This window comes from Arcicella lustrica, assembly GCF_034930985.1.
Lineage (GTDB): Bacteria > Bacteroidota > Bacteroidia > Cytophagales > Spirosomataceae > Arcicella > Arcicella lustrica.
This window is the reverse complement of sequence record NZ_JAYGIM010000001.1, coordinates 26,834-43,910: the sequence shown is the minus strand read 5'-3', so window position 1 is coordinate 43,910 and position 17,077 is coordinate 26,834. Positions and strand designations below refer to the sequence as shown.

At 34.6% G+C, this 17,077-nt stretch carries 11 protein-coding genes; 4 read left to right on the top strand and 7 right to left on the bottom strand.

Going from position 1 to position 17,077, the window contains the following annotated elements; genetic code table 11:
• Positions 1-42: 42 nt before the first annotated feature.
• From VB798_RS00205 to ade, 6 genes are all read right to left on the bottom strand, one after another.
• Entirely contained in the window at positions 43-1,263 is a 1,221-nt protein-coding gene (locus VB798_RS00205) for an alanine dehydrogenase (RefSeq protein ID WP_323254718.1), read from the bottom strand.
• Between the two features lie 62 nt (positions 1,264-1,325).
• Positions 1,326-1,769, bottom strand: coding sequence for a tRNA (adenosine(37)-N6)-threonylcarbamoyltransferase complex ATPase subunit type 1 TsaE (gene tsaE / locus VB798_RS00200; RefSeq protein ID WP_323254717.1), 444 nt, complete (start codon positions 1,767-1,769; stop codon positions 1,326-1,328).
• 125 nt (positions 1,770-1,894) lie between these two features.
• Complete coding sequence (locus VB798_RS00195; RefSeq protein WP_323254715.1) at positions 1,895-2,815, bottom strand: sugar phosphate isomerase/epimerase family protein; 921 nt, start codon at positions 2,813-2,815, stop codon at positions 1,895-1,897.
• Between the two features lie 164 nt (positions 2,816-2,979).
• A complete protein-coding gene (locus tag VB798_RS00190) occupies positions 2,980-4,428 on the bottom strand; it encodes a SusD/RagB family nutrient-binding outer membrane lipoprotein (RefSeq protein ID WP_323254713.1) in 1,449 nt (482 codons plus the stop codon).
• A 46-nt stretch (positions 4,429-4,474) separates the two neighbouring features.
• Complete coding sequence (locus VB798_RS00185; RefSeq protein ID WP_323254711.1) at positions 4,475-7,606, bottom strand: SusC/RagA family TonB-linked outer membrane protein; 3,132 nt, start codon at positions 7,604-7,606, stop codon at positions 4,475-4,477.
• A gap of 229 nt (positions 7,607-7,835) precedes the next feature.
• Positions 7,836-9,485, bottom strand: a complete 1,650-nt coding sequence (gene ade / locus VB798_RS00180) for an adenine deaminase (RefSeq protein WP_323254709.1) — start codon at positions 9,483-9,485, stop codon at positions 7,836-7,838.
• Between the two features lie 209 nt (positions 9,486-9,694).
• On the opposite strand from ade, the gene cmk reads away from it, so the two are divergent.
• From cmk to VB798_RS00160, 4 genes are all read left to right on the top strand, one after another.
• Positions 9,695-10,378, top strand: a complete 684-nt coding sequence (cmk, locus tag VB798_RS00175; protein WP_323254707.1) for a (d)CMP kinase — start codon at positions 9,695-9,697, stop codon at positions 10,376-10,378.
• Positions 10,379-10,417: 39 nt separating this feature from the next.
• Complete coding sequence (locus VB798_RS00170) at positions 10,418-11,479, top strand: NAD(P)/FAD-dependent oxidoreductase (protein WP_323254705.1); 1,062 nt, start codon at positions 10,418-10,420, stop codon at positions 11,477-11,479.
• Between the two features lie 107 nt (positions 11,480-11,586).
• Entirely contained in the window at positions 11,587-14,841 is a 3,255-nt protein-coding gene (locus VB798_RS00165) for a hypothetical protein (protein WP_323254704.1), read from the top strand.
• 17 nt (positions 14,842-14,858) lie between these two features.
• Positions 14,859-16,508, top strand: a complete 1,650-nt coding sequence (locus VB798_RS00160; RefSeq protein WP_323254702.1) for a CotH kinase family protein — start codon at positions 14,859-14,861, stop codon at positions 16,506-16,508.
• Here the strand turns inward: VB798_RS00160 and VB798_RS00155 are convergent.
• Complete coding sequence (locus tag VB798_RS00155) at positions 16,498-17,019, bottom strand: hypothetical protein (protein WP_323254700.1); 522 nt, start codon at positions 17,017-17,019, stop codon at positions 16,498-16,500. The two genes, VB798_RS00160 and VB798_RS00155, sit on opposite strands and share 11 nt — an antisense overlap.
• Positions 17,020-17,077: the final 58 nt, after the last annotated feature.

Genomic DNA, 17,077 nt, shown 5'->3' with positions numbered 1-17,077 from the left:
CTCTTGTCTTGTCTCTTGCTACTTGTGTCTTACATCTTGATTTTAAAATCTTGCCGCAGACAGCAAACTTAAATCTTTATAATTCAAACCAAACTTCTTGGCGATGTTGGCATTGGTTAAGCTTCCTTTGAAAGAATAAACTCCTTTCATAAATGCTTTGTTGGCAAAAATTGCTTCTTCAATGCCACCAGTTTTACCAGTTTTCAATAAGAAAGAAGTAAAAATGTTACTCAATGCCTGACTTGCAGTATGTGCTACTCTTGAAGGAATATTCGGCACACAATAATGTATAACGCCGTATTTTCTAAAAATGGGCTGGTCGTGCGTGGTAATTTCTGAAGTTTCAAAACAGCCTCCTCTATCAATACAAACATCAATAATTACCGAATCAGGCTTCATCATCGAAACCATTTCTTCAGTAACGATACAAGGAGTGAAACCATCTTCAGCACGCAAGGCACCAATTACAACATCAGCATCACGAATGGCTTGTGTTAGCACATTAGAATCGATGATACATGTATAAATATTTTGACCAACCGAATACTTCAATCGTTGTAGTTTAAAAATATCCTTATCAAATACTTTCAAATCTGCTCCCAAACCAATGGCGATTCTTGCTGCATATTCTGAAACGGTTCCTGCACCTAGAATCACTACTTTAGTGGGCGGTACTCCAGTAATTCCACCTAAAATTACGCCCATTCCATTATTGGCACTGCTTAAACATTCGGCAGCAATAAGCATTACTGTACTTCCTGCAATTTCGGACATGGCACGAATAATAGGTATTCCTCCGGCATTATCTTCAATGTATTCATAACATAAGCCAGTTATTTTCTTGCGATTCAACTTTTCGAAATACTCTTTCGTCAGTTTCGACATATTTAGCGAAGAAACTACCGTTGCGCCATGTTGTAAATACTCAATTTCATCATCTGTCAGCGGTTGGATTTTTACAATTACATCTGCTTTGAAAAGCTCTTCGGTTGAATAAACTATTTGCGCTCCTGCTTCAGAATATTGATTATCTGTAAATTTTGCACCATTCCCAGCTCCTGTTTCAATCAATACTCTATGCCCATTTCTGATTAGTAAAGCAACGGCATCAGGTGTTAGCGAAATCCTATGCTCTTGCATCGATACTTCACGAGGAAGACCTATGAAAAGGCTTTTGGCATTTTGTTTTGTCCAAACTAATGCCTCTTGCGTCATTAATCCTGACTGAGCAAGTACTTCTTTAAATCCTGAGGGTTGAGCCATTTTGATTGCTTAATTTCAATTACGATAAGCTGAATGTTTGAAGACAAACATCAATGCTAACACTAAACTTTTGACAAATTTATCACTCTTTTACCATTTTCATCTACTTCGATATTTACTTTCAGATGTTTAGAAGGTAAAAGGTTTTCCACTTTCGATGGCCATTCAATAAAACAAAAACCACCAGAATAGAGATAATCCTCGAAACCAATGTCCATAGCCTCTTCTTCATTTTTGATTCTGTAAAAATCAAAATGGTAAATATTCTCTCCTCTTGTGGTAGCATATTCATTCACGATAGAATATGTTGGACTTTGCACATGGCTATTTACTAACATACATTCACAAATTGCTTTAATCAAAGTAGTTTTGCCAGCGCCCATTTGTCCTTCGAAAAGCCAAACAGGAGTATTTTTGCCAAAAGCCAAAATGGATTGAGCCGCTTTATTGATGTCTTTCAGCGAAGAATATTCTATTGTTTTGGTATTGATTTGGTTTTTACTCATTTTATCGTAGCTGTTAGCTTTCAGCAATAAGCTTTGAGCTTTTATTAATAATTCTTCAAAGGGTTTTACAATATATTACAAGTATAAATAATAATTCAGAACGCATAATCATTATTAGTATTAGTTTAACCTAAAAACTGACTTAAATAGTTTCTTGCTGTTAAGATTGCACTCTCTACATTTTCGACTGAACCTTCGTATGCTTTGTCTTCTACTTCAATCACAACTGGACCACGATAGCGAGCATCATTCAATGCAGAAAAGAATTTTCCCCAATTGATATCTCCCAAGCCTGGTAATTTTGGTGAATGATACTCTAAAGGGTTTGCCATGATGCCCACTCTGCTTAGTTTATCATAATATACTTTTGCATCTTTCAAGTGAATATGATGTAGGCGGTCACGATAATCATACAATGGACGAGTATAATCCATCATTTGCCAAACCAAATGAGAAGGGTCATAATTCAAACCCAAAGTAGCAGACGGAATGATTTCAAACATTTTATCCCAAATGGCTGGCGTTGTTGCCATATTTTTTCCTCCGGGCCATTCGTCGTTTGTAAAAAACATTGGGCAGTTTTCAATACCAATCTTCACACCTACTTCTTCGGCGAGTTTAACAATATCTGTCCAAGTTTCTTTAAATTTATCCAAGTTATAAGCAATATTTTTAGAAGGGTCTCTACCGATGAAAGTATTCATCACAGGAATTTCCAATTTAGCGGTAGCTTGAATAATTTTCTTGATGTGGTCAACATAAAAATTTGCCTTATTCACATCTGGGTCGAGTGGATTAGGATAATAGCCTAATCCTGAAATAAATACTCCTTTTTCTGTGGTATAATTCTTGATATGAGCAATCTGAGTTTCATCGAGTGCTTCCACATCAATATGCGTAACACCTGCATAGCGACGAGCGTCGGCATTTCCAGCTGGCCAGCACATTACTTCTACGCATTTAAAATTCTTTTCTGAGGCGAAATCTATTACTTCTTCAAAAGTACGCTCCGCTAAAATAGCACTGACAAATCCTAATTGATGCATTGTATGTTTTGAAATGTATTAAATTGGGTTTTAGTAAATTTTAAGTAAAAATAGGCAATCGGTTTAAGAGTTAGAAGTATTCTGTTTCGATTTATGTTTAAAAATGATGAAACAAAAAAAGGTCGCTGAACAGCGACCTTTTTTGATAGATTGTTTGATAAAACTTATTTTTTATCCCACCATACACGAGTATCTTGTGTATCTGGCCCTTGAGAAGCTACAACTTTATCATAGTTTACCTTGTTCAAGGTAGTTTCTGTAACAGGATAAGCCATACGACGAGGAATTTGTCCACTAGGATTTAATGGCTTAGCAGCTGGAGTTAATACAGGATACCCTGTACGACGCCATTCAGCCCAAGCTTCATTTCCTTGATAGAATAATGCAATCCATTTCTGAGTAGCAATTAATTCATAAGCCTTAGCATCATCATACTTCACAGCGTCTTGTGCTAGATAAGTAGTAACAACAGCATCAGTTGCTGCTGTGCCAAGCCATTGTTGTATTGAAGCTTTAACAGCTGCTTCATAAAGAGTTTTTACATCTCCAGTAATCCAGCCTAATTTTGCTGCTTCAGCTTGAGAAAATAAAATTTGAGCATAAGTTACAACATTAACTGATGAATTTTGTTGACGAATAGCAGTAGCAGCTAAAGAAACATCTTGGGCTTTTGCAGCAGCAGGGAAAACACCGTAAGGAACACCAGAATAAACTCCATTGATATTTTTGTCAGCCATTCCTGCAATTCTTGGATCATTGGTAGCAAGTAACTTGTTAACAAAAACATCACTCAAAGCATAGTCTTTACGATTTGTAACAATGTAATTATTATATAGTGGATGCTCATTATTAGATTCTGTCAAATAAGTATATTTAACATTATCAGCATTTGAAGCTAAAACACCATCAGCCAATGCAGCAGCAAATTCAGCTTTTCCTTTAGCAGGATCTACCTTAGATAAACGTAAAGCCATTATCATACGCAAAGAATTGGCAAATTTCTTCCAGCGAGTTGCACTCCCACTTAATAAAATATCACCAACAACAGCTTTACCCCCATCAAATTGAGCTTGAGCCTCTTTCAACTCTTTGAATAAGTCAGTATAAATTGCTTGTTGAGTATCAAAACCTGGGCTAAAATTGGAACTACCTTGTAAAGCCTGAGAATAAGGAATGTCTCCCCAACGGTCAGTTAACCATAAAAACGTATATGCTTTTAATATACGAGAAACAGCTATCTGATTTGCATTTGAACCATTTGCTGCCGCTGTAGTTTTTGTTGCTTCAGCTGTATTCAAATCAATAATAGTCTTATATGAATTCAAAGGTCCTCCAGCATAATATCCATTATAGCTAAAGTTTATTGTTTTATAACGAGATTCCTCAATATAAGTAATATCACCAAATTGCTGAGTATATAATGCAGGAACCATATCTGTTGCCATAGCACCAACATTACGTAAAGCTCCAGTCAAAATACCTGCAGTATTAGCTGCAGCAGGATTATTTGGATTAATATTCATATCTCCAAAATCATCTGGAGAACAAGCAACAGCAGAAATTCCCAGTCCTACTGCTAAAGCGAATATTTTATATTTGTTTGATTTTTTCATCTTTAAAAATATTTATTGAATCAAAGAAAAATGCTTTGATTCTTGATTAGAAACCTAAGTTTAAGTTAACACCAAATGAACGTACTGGAGGTAATTGTCCCCCTTCTGTCCAGAATACTTCAGCTTCTGAAATATCAATTCCTCCACCTGCAGCGCTATAAATTAAAATTGGGTTACGTACAATAAAGGCTAGCTTAGCACTTTTAAATACTTTTCCTCCGAATACTGATTTAGGTACATTATAACCAAACGCAACTTCACGAAGTTTTACATAAGTTTGATCGTAAATCCATCTCTCATTAAATCCAAAGAATTTATCTTCATAAAGTTCTTGTGTTTCAACACGAACAGTGTTTTGTTTACCATCTACTGTAACACCATCAAGTAAAATACCACCTCCATCAGCAACAGGGTCACGTTTTGGTTTACCCAATTCATTTAATCCAGCTGTTTCAGCAGCTAAACCTGAATAAGCATTGAACATTTTTGTTGTAGAGAAGAATTTACCTCCAACAATAAAGTCAATATTCACTTTCAATGAAAGATTCTTATATGTAAATGTATTCAAGAGACCTCCTTTGAATTTTGGTAAAACTGATCCTAATTTTTTATTGTCTTCAACTAAGTAATGACCATCTGCACCAATCAATTTATTACCATTAGCATCAAGCTTATATCCTTTACCTACTAGTAATCCCCATTCTTCACCTTCACGAGCATTTACTGTTAGTGTTCTCCAAGTAGGTCCACCTAATTGATAGTTAGTTAAACCAGGATATAATTCAACAACCTTAGAAGTGCTATGGTCAAAGTTAATATCAGAATCCCATGTAAAACCAGATTGAGTAGCAATTGGAGTACCTCCAATATGCACTTCAAAGCCTTGAGTTTGAATTAAACCAGCATTGATTAATGCAGTTGAATAACCACTTGTTGAAGCTACAGGAAGTGGTATAATTTGGTTTTTATTGTTGTTATGATAAGCAGTTAATTCAACGCTTAACTTATTTTTGAAGAATTTAAAATCAATACCTCCTTCATAAGCAGAAGAAAGACCAGGCTTCAAACCTGAATTAGGTAATCTTGTTGGTAAATATTGAGTTGGGTTTGAACCGAATGGATTTCCTGTTGTATAAGTTAACCCAATAGAATAAGGATCAACATCGGTACCAACTTGAGCGTAACTACCTCTTAATTTAACGTAACTTAATATGTCAGTTTTGGGTAATAATTCAGAAAGGACTAAACTACCTCCAATTGAAGGATAAATATATGAGTTATTCCCTACAGGTAGAGTAGATGACCAGTCATTACGAATTGTACCTTCAATAAAAGCAAAGTTATCGTATCCAACGCTTACGTTTCCATAAACACTGTTAACTTGTCTTTCAAATAATTGACTAACAACATTTGGTCTGTCTTTTGAAGCAGCAATATTATAAAACCCTGGTGTTGTCAATCCACCAGAAGTATTAGCACTTACAATATTAGTTTTTGAGTATCTAATGTTACCTCCAGCATTTGCTACTACTGAAATTTTATTAAATGTCTTGTTGAATGCTAACAACACCTCATTGTTATTTTCAACACTAGTTAACGCATAATTACCATAATAGCCTAAACCTCCAGCACCTAAAGTACCCGAAGCAATTCTACTTTCGCCATAATAAGATCTCCAATCACGTCGACTAGTTACTGTGGCTGTTAAATAATCTAAAATTTTGTAAGACAAGCCTAAGCTACCATAAACACGATCGTTATTGTTATAGTTTATATTATCATATACTTGAGTATATGGACTATCCCAATATTTAGGTTTCGTATCTAAAGGTCCACCGATATTCCAACTACGGTAAGTACCATCTGGATTTTTATAATTCCTTAAATCTTCAATTTTTAATTGACGTTGATACCACTGGCTAAATGAACCGATTGTAGCATTTCCATAACCATCTGCAGGAACGTTTTTAGAACGAGTTGCAGAATAAGTAATATCTAAAGTCGATGAGAATTTAGACGTAAAATTGAAGGTATTCTTCGAGCTTACATAATCCTTTATTTGCTGGCTATTAGGAATAATACCGTTTGTTTGAATATGTGTATAAGAAATTCTTGATTGAAAATTCTCTCCTCCTTTTGCAAATGAAAAGTTTGTATTATTACTAATTGGCTTCTCAAAGAAATCTCTAACATTGTTTGGATTTGGAGAGAAAGGTGTTAATTGACCAAATTCAGCACCAGGTTGCCAAGAAAAAGCTGAACGATGAAGTGTTCCATCCATTTTAGGTCCCCAGCTTTCATCTGCAGAGTAATCTAAAATCTTTTGACCATTAAAAGAACTCCAACTTGCTGGGTGAATAGCAGGATTAAATGTAAATGTATCCCAATCTTGAGAATAACCTCCACCATATTCATTTTGAAATTCTGGTAAAAGACCTACCATATCTATAGTAGTACTATGATTTAAATTAAAAGTAGCATCTCCAGATTTTGCTCTTTTAGTTGTAATCAAAATTACACCCCCAGATGCTCTGTTACCATAAAGTGCTGTAGCTGATGGTCCTTTTAGAACAGATAAGTTTTCTACATCATCCATATTTACATCTGCAATACTACCAACTGGAGTACCGTCAATAACATAAAGTGGATCCCCTCCAGTTAATGAATTCACACCACGCACTCTAATATTTGGCGAGCCAAATTTTGCACCTGATTGACCTAATACTTGAACACCCGCAATTTTACCTGCTAAAGCATTACCAACATTGGCATCACGAGCAGCAGTAAGTTTATCTGCCTTTATTTCTTGTACAGAATAAGTTAATGATTTCTTTTCACGAGATGCTCCTAGTGCTGTTACTACAACTTCACTTAATTGGGATACATTAGATGTTAACGAAACATTTATAACTGTTTGGCTACCAACTGCTATTGTTTTAGACTCAAAGCCTACAAAGGAAAAAGTAAGAGATGCTCCATTTCCTACACTAAGTTTAAATGTACCATCAGATCCTGTTGAAGTACCTCTTGAAGTTCCTTTTACAGAAATACTTACTCCTGGAAGTGGTGAGCCATCTTCAGTGGCTGTCACTTTACCAGTGACGATCCTGTCTTGTGCATAGGTTTGCCCGATTAAAGCCAACAGAAACACGGAGGTAATGAGTAGAAATTTTCTCATTTCGTTGATTAGTTTTGGTTGATAAAAATAGAAATATTACAAAAGAATGTAATCAAACTTCAGTAAACCCAAATTGGGTTTGTGTAATTGAAATCTAAAAAAACAGGGAAATGCACAAAACAAGTCTCTTAATAAAAGAGACCTTGTTCCTGAAAAGGAGCAATAGAAATAGTTTTTTTAGTTTTGGTCGATGATGGATAACAGAAATTCTGTTATCACAATGTTAAAATTAGTTAATTTTTTCAATAAACAAGCTAGTGAATGAAAAATTTTCTCCATCGAATAATCCAAAGTCTGATAATTTAAGATTGGGAATCACTAAAAGTGCCATAAACGATAGACTCATAAAGGGAGAATTCAATATACATCCTAAATCTTTGGCAAATCTATCAATCGCAGAATATTCTTTGGCTACCAAATAACCATCTTCACCCGACATAATGCCTGCAATTGGTAATTCCAATAGGTTTTTTACTCCTTTTCCAGAAATTGCTGCCACTCCGCCCCTTGCTTTTATAATCATATTTACCACCTCAGTAATGGCTTCGTCATCTACCCCAACTACAATGATATTATGAGAATCATGCGCTACAGAAGATCCTATAGCACCTTGTTTTAATCCAAAATTTTTAATAAATCCTATCGCTGGTGGAGCATCATGATAACGATTCACTACTGCTATTTTTAAAATATCATTCTTTACATCAGATATAACCAAGCCGTCTTTTACTAAAGCTGGGCATTCTAGTCTCAAAGTAATAAGTTGCCCATCCAACACTTCTATTACTTGAATTCTTTCTCCTTCTGCCTTTACTTGAAACTGTTCTGCTGTTTTAAAATTACATTCAAAATGATTGACAACTTCGCTTGGCAAATTCGGGATTTTTGAAATGCCATTTTCTGCAACAATTTTCCCTGAAATATAGGTCTGAAGTACTTCAAAGTTTTGGAGATTTTCTATCAAAATGAAATCAGCATTATCACCTTCTCTCAATAAACCTACTGGAAGGCGATAATGTAACACTGGATTTACACAAGCAACTTTAAGAATCTCAAATAAAAGTGAAGGATACTTCGACAAAGCTCTTTTCACTAATAAATTAATATGCCCCTCCACCAAATTATCAGGATGCTTATCATCCGAACAAAACATTAGTTCATTATAATACTCAGGTAATAGCCCAATCAGCGCTTCAAAGTTTTTGGCAGCAGAACCTTCTCTGATTAAGATTTTCATACCATACTTTAATTTATCTAAAGCTTCTTCTTCAGTAAAGCATTCGTGGTCGGTCTGGCAACCTGCTTCTATGTACTTTCTGGCAGCATCTCCTCTTAATCCGGGTGCATGTCCGTCAACTGGTTTATTGTATGATTTCGCCAAGGCTATTTTCGCAAACATGTCTTCATCACCATTCAATACTCCCGGAAAATTCATTACTTCTGCCAAGTAACCTATTTCTTCATATTGCTGAAATAATTCTTCAATATCGTTGGGTGAAATAATTGCTCCTGCGGTTTCAAAAGTAGTAGCGGGGACACATGATGGAGCACCAAAACAAAATTTAAATGGTGTTTGTCTAGCATTATGAATCATATATTCTACTCCTGCTTTACCCAAAACATTTCCAATTTCATGTGGATCAGAAACTGTTGACACTGTTCCATGTACAACTGCCAAGCGTGCAAACTGTGCGGGAGTAAGCATCGAACTTTCTACATGCACGTGGGCATCGACAAAACCCGGTAAAATATAAGGAGTATTGCTTGCCGCTTCTTCGGCTAATATTTTTATAGATGAGATTTTTCCATCTTGAATTTCAAGAAAGCCATACTTGATTGTTTTTTCAAAAATGTTGATGATATTCCCTATTACTTGCATAATTTTTATTTTTTTGAAAGTCAATTATTTAAACTAAAATGCGTTCAAACTGAAAATTTAATCTGTATATTTAAACATTCAGCAGGCTTCTGTACTGCCCATTTCAGTATCTTTGTTTATATTTAAATATTGCTGGTTTGATTTTTATCGGACGAATAAAGCAATTTATCTTATCATTCTATCATTTTATCCTCGAAAATTATCTTTCAATGAGAAAAGTCATTATTGCTCTTGACGGGCATTCGAGTTGCGGAAAAAGTACTACTGCAAAACGTGTTGCTGCTAAATTAGGTTATGCTTTTATTGATACTGGAGCGATGTATCGTGCTGTGAGTCTTTACTTTCATCAAAATCATGTTACTCCTACCAATCCTAAAGAAGTAGAAAAAGCCCTTAGCGAAATACGGATTAGTTTTCAATTCAACGAGCAACGTGGCGCAAGTGATGTGTATTTGAATGGTTTGAATGTTGAAAGTGAAATCAGAAAAATGTATGTTTCTGAAATGGTATCTGAAGTAAGTGCAATTACTGCTGTCAGAAAAGCAATGGTGGCGCAACAACAACAAATGGCAAAACATGGTGGTGTAATTATGGATGGAAGAGACATCGGCACAAAAGTTTTTCCAGATGCCGAAGTAAAAATATTCATGACTGCCGACCCCGTAATTCGTGCTGAAAGAAGACAAAAAGAATTACTCGATAAAGGTGAATTAGTTGATTTGGAAGAAATTATTGAGAATTTAAAGAAAAGAGACATTCTGGATTCAACTCGTGCAGAAGGACCACTTATTCAAGCGGAAGATGCTGTTTTAATGGATACTTCATTCATGACTTTAGAAGAACAAGTAAATTTTGTGATTGAGCTACATCAAAGTGTATTAGAAAGATTATAACATTCAGAAGTGATTAAATAGGGCAAAACACCTCAATAAATGATGAGTAAAGAATCAAGTAAAATAGATTTTGTAATTGTTGGTCAAGGACTGGCTGGTTCTTTACTGGCTTACTTACTTCTCCAAAAGGGGAAAAAAGTACAGATTTATGATGCTCCAGAAATACCTTCATCATCGAAAGTAGCCGCAGGAATTTTCAATCCTGTTACGGGTAGAAAACTGATTAAAACTTGGATGGCTGATGAATTATTCCCCTTTCTTGAACAGTTTTACGTAGCCTTAGAAAAAGATTTACAAGCAAAGTTTTTTCATCAAGTTTTAATTTACCGTCCATTTCCCAATCAAGAAGTACAAGAATATTTTAAACGCAATGTTCTTCCTGAAAATTTTGATGATTTTGCAAGCCTTGAATTCGAAAATATTAAATATAAAAACTTAGTAAATAGCGAATGGGGTGGCGCCACAACCAAACAATCGGGTTGGGTAGATTTAAAAATACTTTTAGATACTTTCAGAGTGTATTTTAAAGAAAAAGGCATACTCGTCGAGGAAAAATTAAATCCAGAAGAAGCCCTTTCTCAGCCTTATAAAACTATTTTCTGCGAAGGTTTTCAGGGAAAATTCAATCCTTTTTTCAACTATTTACCCTTCAATCCTGTAAAAGGTGAAGTATTAGATGTTACAATAGAAGGAATTAATTTGGATGAAATCATCAGTCAAGGTGCTTTTGTTGTTCCTTTATCGAAAAATACTTTCAGATTAGGAGCCACTTATACTTGGCATGAACTCGACTTTAAGACTACTCCACAAGGAGAAAAAGAGTTATTAGATAAATATCATAAATTAATGAAACCCGATTTGAAAGTAGTGGCTCATTTAGCAGGTGTACGTCCAGCCAGTAAAGACCGTCGCCCGTTTATAGGAATGCACCCTGATTTACAACAGATCGGCATTTTTAATGGTTTGGGTTCAAAAGGAGTATCATTAGCACCTTATTTTGCTAATCAATTTGCTGAATTTTTAGTAACTGGAAAAGAACTTTCTTCGGAAGTCAATATAAATCGTTTTGCTTCGTTATATTTAGGGGCTGAGAATTCGTGATTGCTTATTTCATTGCTTTTGGGAAATTCAATTAAATATGCCTTTCGTTTCCTTTATTAGTAATGATTAATTTACGAAGAAATGCCTTTTAACTTCGTCCTAAAACAATGAGAAAATTTTTACCAATAATATTTATTCTGACTACATTTTGCACATTAGCTCAGAATTTTTTGCCTACACAAGAACCATTCGGTAAAAACCGTATTCAATACCGTCCGTTCAAATGGAAAGTATTGGCTTCGCAAAACTTTGAAATTTACTTCTACGAAGGCGGACAACAAACAGCTACACTGGCTGCACAATTGGCAGAATCAGAATTCGATAGAATTACTGAAATATTGGGTTATTCTCCATTTACAAAAACTAAGATTTTTGTTTATAATGCTACTCAGGACCTCAACCAAAGTAATGTGGGCTTGCATCTTTCTAGCGAAAGAGAAATCAGAGAAGAAAATTTAGCCAAATCACGCATTGAAATTGCCTATTCTGGCAATGCTGAAAGTTTCAAAAAACAGATTACGAAAGAAGTTTCACATGTATTTGTACATGATATGCTTTACGGTGGAAGTATCAAGGAATCGCTACAAAATTCTTTACTCTTGAGCGTTCCTGAATGGTACATGACTGGTATTACAGCCTATATTTCTGACGGTTGGAACACGGAAATGGACACCTACATGCGTGATGCCATTAGTAATAAATATTTGAAAAGACCTAATCTTGCCAATGGAAAAGAAGCAGAATTGGTTGGGCAATCTATCTGGAATTATATCGCTGAAAAATACGGGAAAGACAATATTGCGAACATTCTGAACCTTACCAGAATTATCAGAAATGAGCAAACGTCAATTTCAAGTACTATCGGGATGCCATTTACAAGGTTTTTAAAAGATTGGCGAGAATATTATTCTGTCATGAATGATGCTATCAACAATAGCAGTTATCAAACACCAAAGTATGATTTTAAAATAGACGAAAACAAATTCAATAGTTTTGATAAAATCAGTAAGTTCAAAATCAGTCCAGATGGAGCTTTTATTGCTTATTCAAGAAACGAATTAGGCAAATCGAGTATAGAAATTTTAGATGTAAAAACTAAAAAGAAAGCATTATTACTTACTTCTGGCTATAAAACACTCAAACAATCTGTTGATTATAATACGCCTTTACTTTCTTGGACAAAAGGTGGAACACTAGCCGTAATTTATGAAAACCAAGGCGACGTTGTACTTTCAGTATTTACAGATATTACCGAAAAAGATTTGACGGGTAAATTTGCAGCCAGAAAAATCTTGAGCAATTTCGACCAAATTCAAGATTTTGATATTTCGGATAATGGAACAACGGTTGTTCTAAGTGCCATCAGCAAAGGACAAAACGACTTGTTTTTGTACGAAATTGCAAGAGGAAGAGTACAACAATTAACCAATGATTTATACGATGATTTAAGTCCACAATTTGTAGGAAATGCAGGAAAAATCATCTTTACATCAAACAGATTAAAAGATTCTTTAGAAGTTGATAAGGGAACTTACAAAAATGTAAATAATCGTTTCAATCTGTTTTTACATGAAGGAAAGGCTAAAGAAGCAACTGTAAAACGGTTGGTTGATTCTCTAGGAACGATTTCAAGACCTATCGTTTCGGATGGAAGTACTGTTTACTTTTTAAGCGATGAGCGTGGAATTAAAAATATTTATAGACTTGTTGCTGGCGATTCAGTGGTTACACAAGTAAGTAGTTTCAAAAATGATGTTGAAGATTTTGACTTTACAGGAAGTAACAACAGCTTGGTTTATAAGTTTTTAGAAAAAAATCAAGAAATTATTGCTTATCAAGCTCAAGCAGATTTTGAAACCAAAAACAATGTTCCATACACACTTAGAAATGTAAGGCTTTATGGAATGACACAAACAAACAATAATCCAATTCAAACCAAAACAGAAGCGCCAAAAACCATCGCAGAAGCTACAACGACTGTTACAAAAACGCCAAAATTGGTACTTGAAAAAGGAGAAATTGATACCAACGATTATTCTTTTGATATTACAACGATTTCTAAAAATGCTGGTCAGAGTGGTACAGAAGTACCTAAAAATGACAAAAGAAATAAAGTAGAAAAGATAATTTTAGCGAAGCAAAGTCGTAAGGAAAATATTAAAATTAAAGCTCCGACAGACTACAACAATCCTTTCGTTGTGAATAATACCGACCTTGATTTTATGGTTGACCCACTTCCACAAAGAGGATTTGGCTTGAAAGGAACGATTAATATGAATGACTTACTTGAAAACCATCATCTTCAAGGAGGAATATTTCTTACGCCGAACCTAAAAAATTCTGATTTGTGGGGCGAGTATTCATATTTAGCAAATAGAATTGATTATAGCGTAAGATTTGACCGCAGAACAATTTCTGAAGAAACAGAATCTACTATCAAAAAATATCATTTTAATAGACTTTCTGTTTCGGCATCATATCCAATCAATACCAATACTCGTATTATTGCAACGCCTTCATTTACAGCAAATAGATTTTTGGATTTAAGAAGTCTAACCGCTCCAGATGGCGTTTCTACATACTTAGGTGGTAAAGTTGAATTCGTTTACGACAATACCATCAGTCATGGAATCAACATGCTTGAAGGCACAAGATTCAGAGCTAGAATAGAGCATTACTCTGGTTTATCAAATTCAATTGATGGTTTCAATCGTGTATTTATCGACCTCCGTCATTACTTGAAACTAGGGCGAGGTACCATTGTAGCTGGAAGATTCTCTGGTGGACATTCCTTCGGAAATGCTCCAAAAGCAACAGTAATGGGTGGTATGGATAATTGGTTAGGAATTCAATATCAAGACAGAAGTGGCGATACAAACAACCCTTTAAATCCAACTAATTCCAAAGAACCCAAAGCAGATAATAAGGATTTGTTTTTGTTAGATTATGCTACTTCGTTACGTGGTTTCAATGTGAATAGATTATCAGGAACAAGTCATTTATTGTTAAATATAGAAGTAAGATTTCCTATTGCAAAATACTTGTATAATGGGCCAATCTATAATAATTTTTTCAAAAATCTTCAATTAACGGCATTTACTGATGTAGGTTCAGCTTGGACGGGTGCAAGCCCATTCTCAAGAAAAAATGGGTTTAATACTGTTTCATTACCTCCAGTAAAAGGATCAAACCCTTTTGAGGCTACAGTAACCGATTTCAGAAATCCATTCTTAATAGGTTATGGAGTCGGTGCAAGAACCACCATACTAGGATATTTTGTAAAGTATGACTTGGGTTGGGGGTTAGATAATAATGAGATAAAAAGTCCAATTTCTTATATAACTTTAGGATATGATTTTTAAATTATCCTAAAGTTTATATGAATAAAACAATTTATGTCTTGATATTACAGTTAGGTTTTGGGATTTATTCAGTAAATAGCCAAAGCCTAACAACTTCAAATCTTCCTATCTTAAAAGTCAATACTCAAGGAAAAAGTATTGTTGATGAACCCAAAATTTTATCGACTCTTGAATTGATTCATAAAGGAAATGGCTTACTCAATAGCATTAATGACCCTGCTAACATTTACAAAGGCTTTGCTGGCATTGAATTAAGAGGCTCTTCTTCTAAAGATTTATTCCCTAAAAAGCCTTATGGTTTTGAAACTTGGAAAGATAGCCTTGGAAACGACCAAAAAGTAAGTCTTTTAAGTATGCCTGCAGAAGCCGATTGGGTGCTAAATGCTACTTATAATGACAAGACTTTCATGCGTGATGTACTCACTTATGATTTGGTTAATAAAATGGGGCGTTATGCTACTCGCACTCGTTATTGCGAAATGGTTTTGAATAATGACTATCAGGGATTGTACATCCTGATGGAAAAAATCAAAAGAGATAAAAACCGAGTAGATATTTCAAGCTTAAAAACCACTGATAATACTGGTGAAGATGTAACGGGTGGCTATATTCTTAAAATTGATAAAACATCTGGCTCTCCTTCAAAAAACTGGACAAACAATACCAATACTCCTTTCGGTAATTACAAAACCTTCTTTCAAGTAGAATATCCTAAAATTACAGATATTACACAGCCTCAATTCGAATACATTCAAAAGTATGTGAACGATTTTGAAGCGGCTTTACTTTCGCCAGATTTTCAAAGTCCAAAAGCAAAATGGCGTGAAATGTGCGATTTGGATACTTTTATTGATTATTTCCTGATTACAGAATTTGTAAAAAATGTTGACGGCTATAGATTGAGCACCTTTTTTTATAAAGAAAAAAGTAGCAAAGGTGGAAAGCTAAAAATGGGTCCCGCTTGGGATTATAACTTAGCTTTTGGCAATGCCGATTATTATGATGGTTATAAATCTAGTGGTTGGCAATATAAAATCAACGACATTGCTTTACCAAAAGGCGATACTTATCCAGCGCCATTTTGGTGGCAACAATTAGCGCAAGATTCTATCTTTAAAACCAAAACGGTAAAACGCTGGGAAGTACTCCGCAAAACGACTTTCAATCCTGATAATATCAACAAATGGATAGATTCAACCGCTACGGTTTTAGAACCTGCCATGAAAAGGAATTTCAACAAATGGCCTAGTGTTTTGGGAAAATATGTGTGGCCAAATTATTACGTAGGAAGTACTTATCAAGATGAAACCAATTGGATGAAAGAATGGATTAGAACCCGTACTTTATGGCTAGATAGCCAATTTCAAACATTTGCGCTCACATTGGGCAATGAAGATTTTTTAGAAAAAGAAAAGCCTATCAAAGTATTTCCAAATCCTGTAGAAAGCGAAACTACTCTTGAATATCAAGTATTTAAAAAAGGAAATGTCTCCATTATTTTACATGATATAAATGGAAAAGTAATCAAAACATTGGTTGAAGAATTTCAAAATACTGATACTTATCAAATTCCATTAAATTTAGGAAACCTCAGTACAGGAAGTTATATTTTGAATTATCAATTAGATGGAATTCCTATTGAAAGAGTTAAATTATTCAAAAAATAGCTTTGGGTTGATAGAAAGCGACCGACAATCTAGGCTGTAATTTGAACATTAATGTTTCAATTCCTTCCGAAGGTTTATCCAGATTTTCATCCAAAGAAATCAAATAATGTCCTTCCCAAATATCAATCAAAGAGATTAAAGGCGTGAAAAAAGTAATCCCGATTTCGTGTGCATTTTTATCTTTTATGTTGGAATCTATTATATCCATTTTGTATTGATTGAATGGCATAAAATTATTGCCAAGATTATCTCCCAAATGGTAAATTTTCCCTTTCCATTGTAAAATATAGGGATGTGCCGCCATACTTACCAAAAAATGTAATTGCTCTGCTTTTTCATTTTTACTCAGTATTTCTTTGAAAGTAAATAATGGTGCTGTTTTATCATTGAAAAGCTGAGATTGCATCAAGAATTCTTGATAAGTACTTTCCCAAATATACTTTTCCCAAGCTGTGCGAGAATGTTGATTGATAACAATCCTAAAAGCGAATCTTACTTGTCCTTGTGGCATTTTCTTGAAATAATTCAAAAAGAGGTTTGAGAATACAATTTTCTCAAACCTCTTTTTG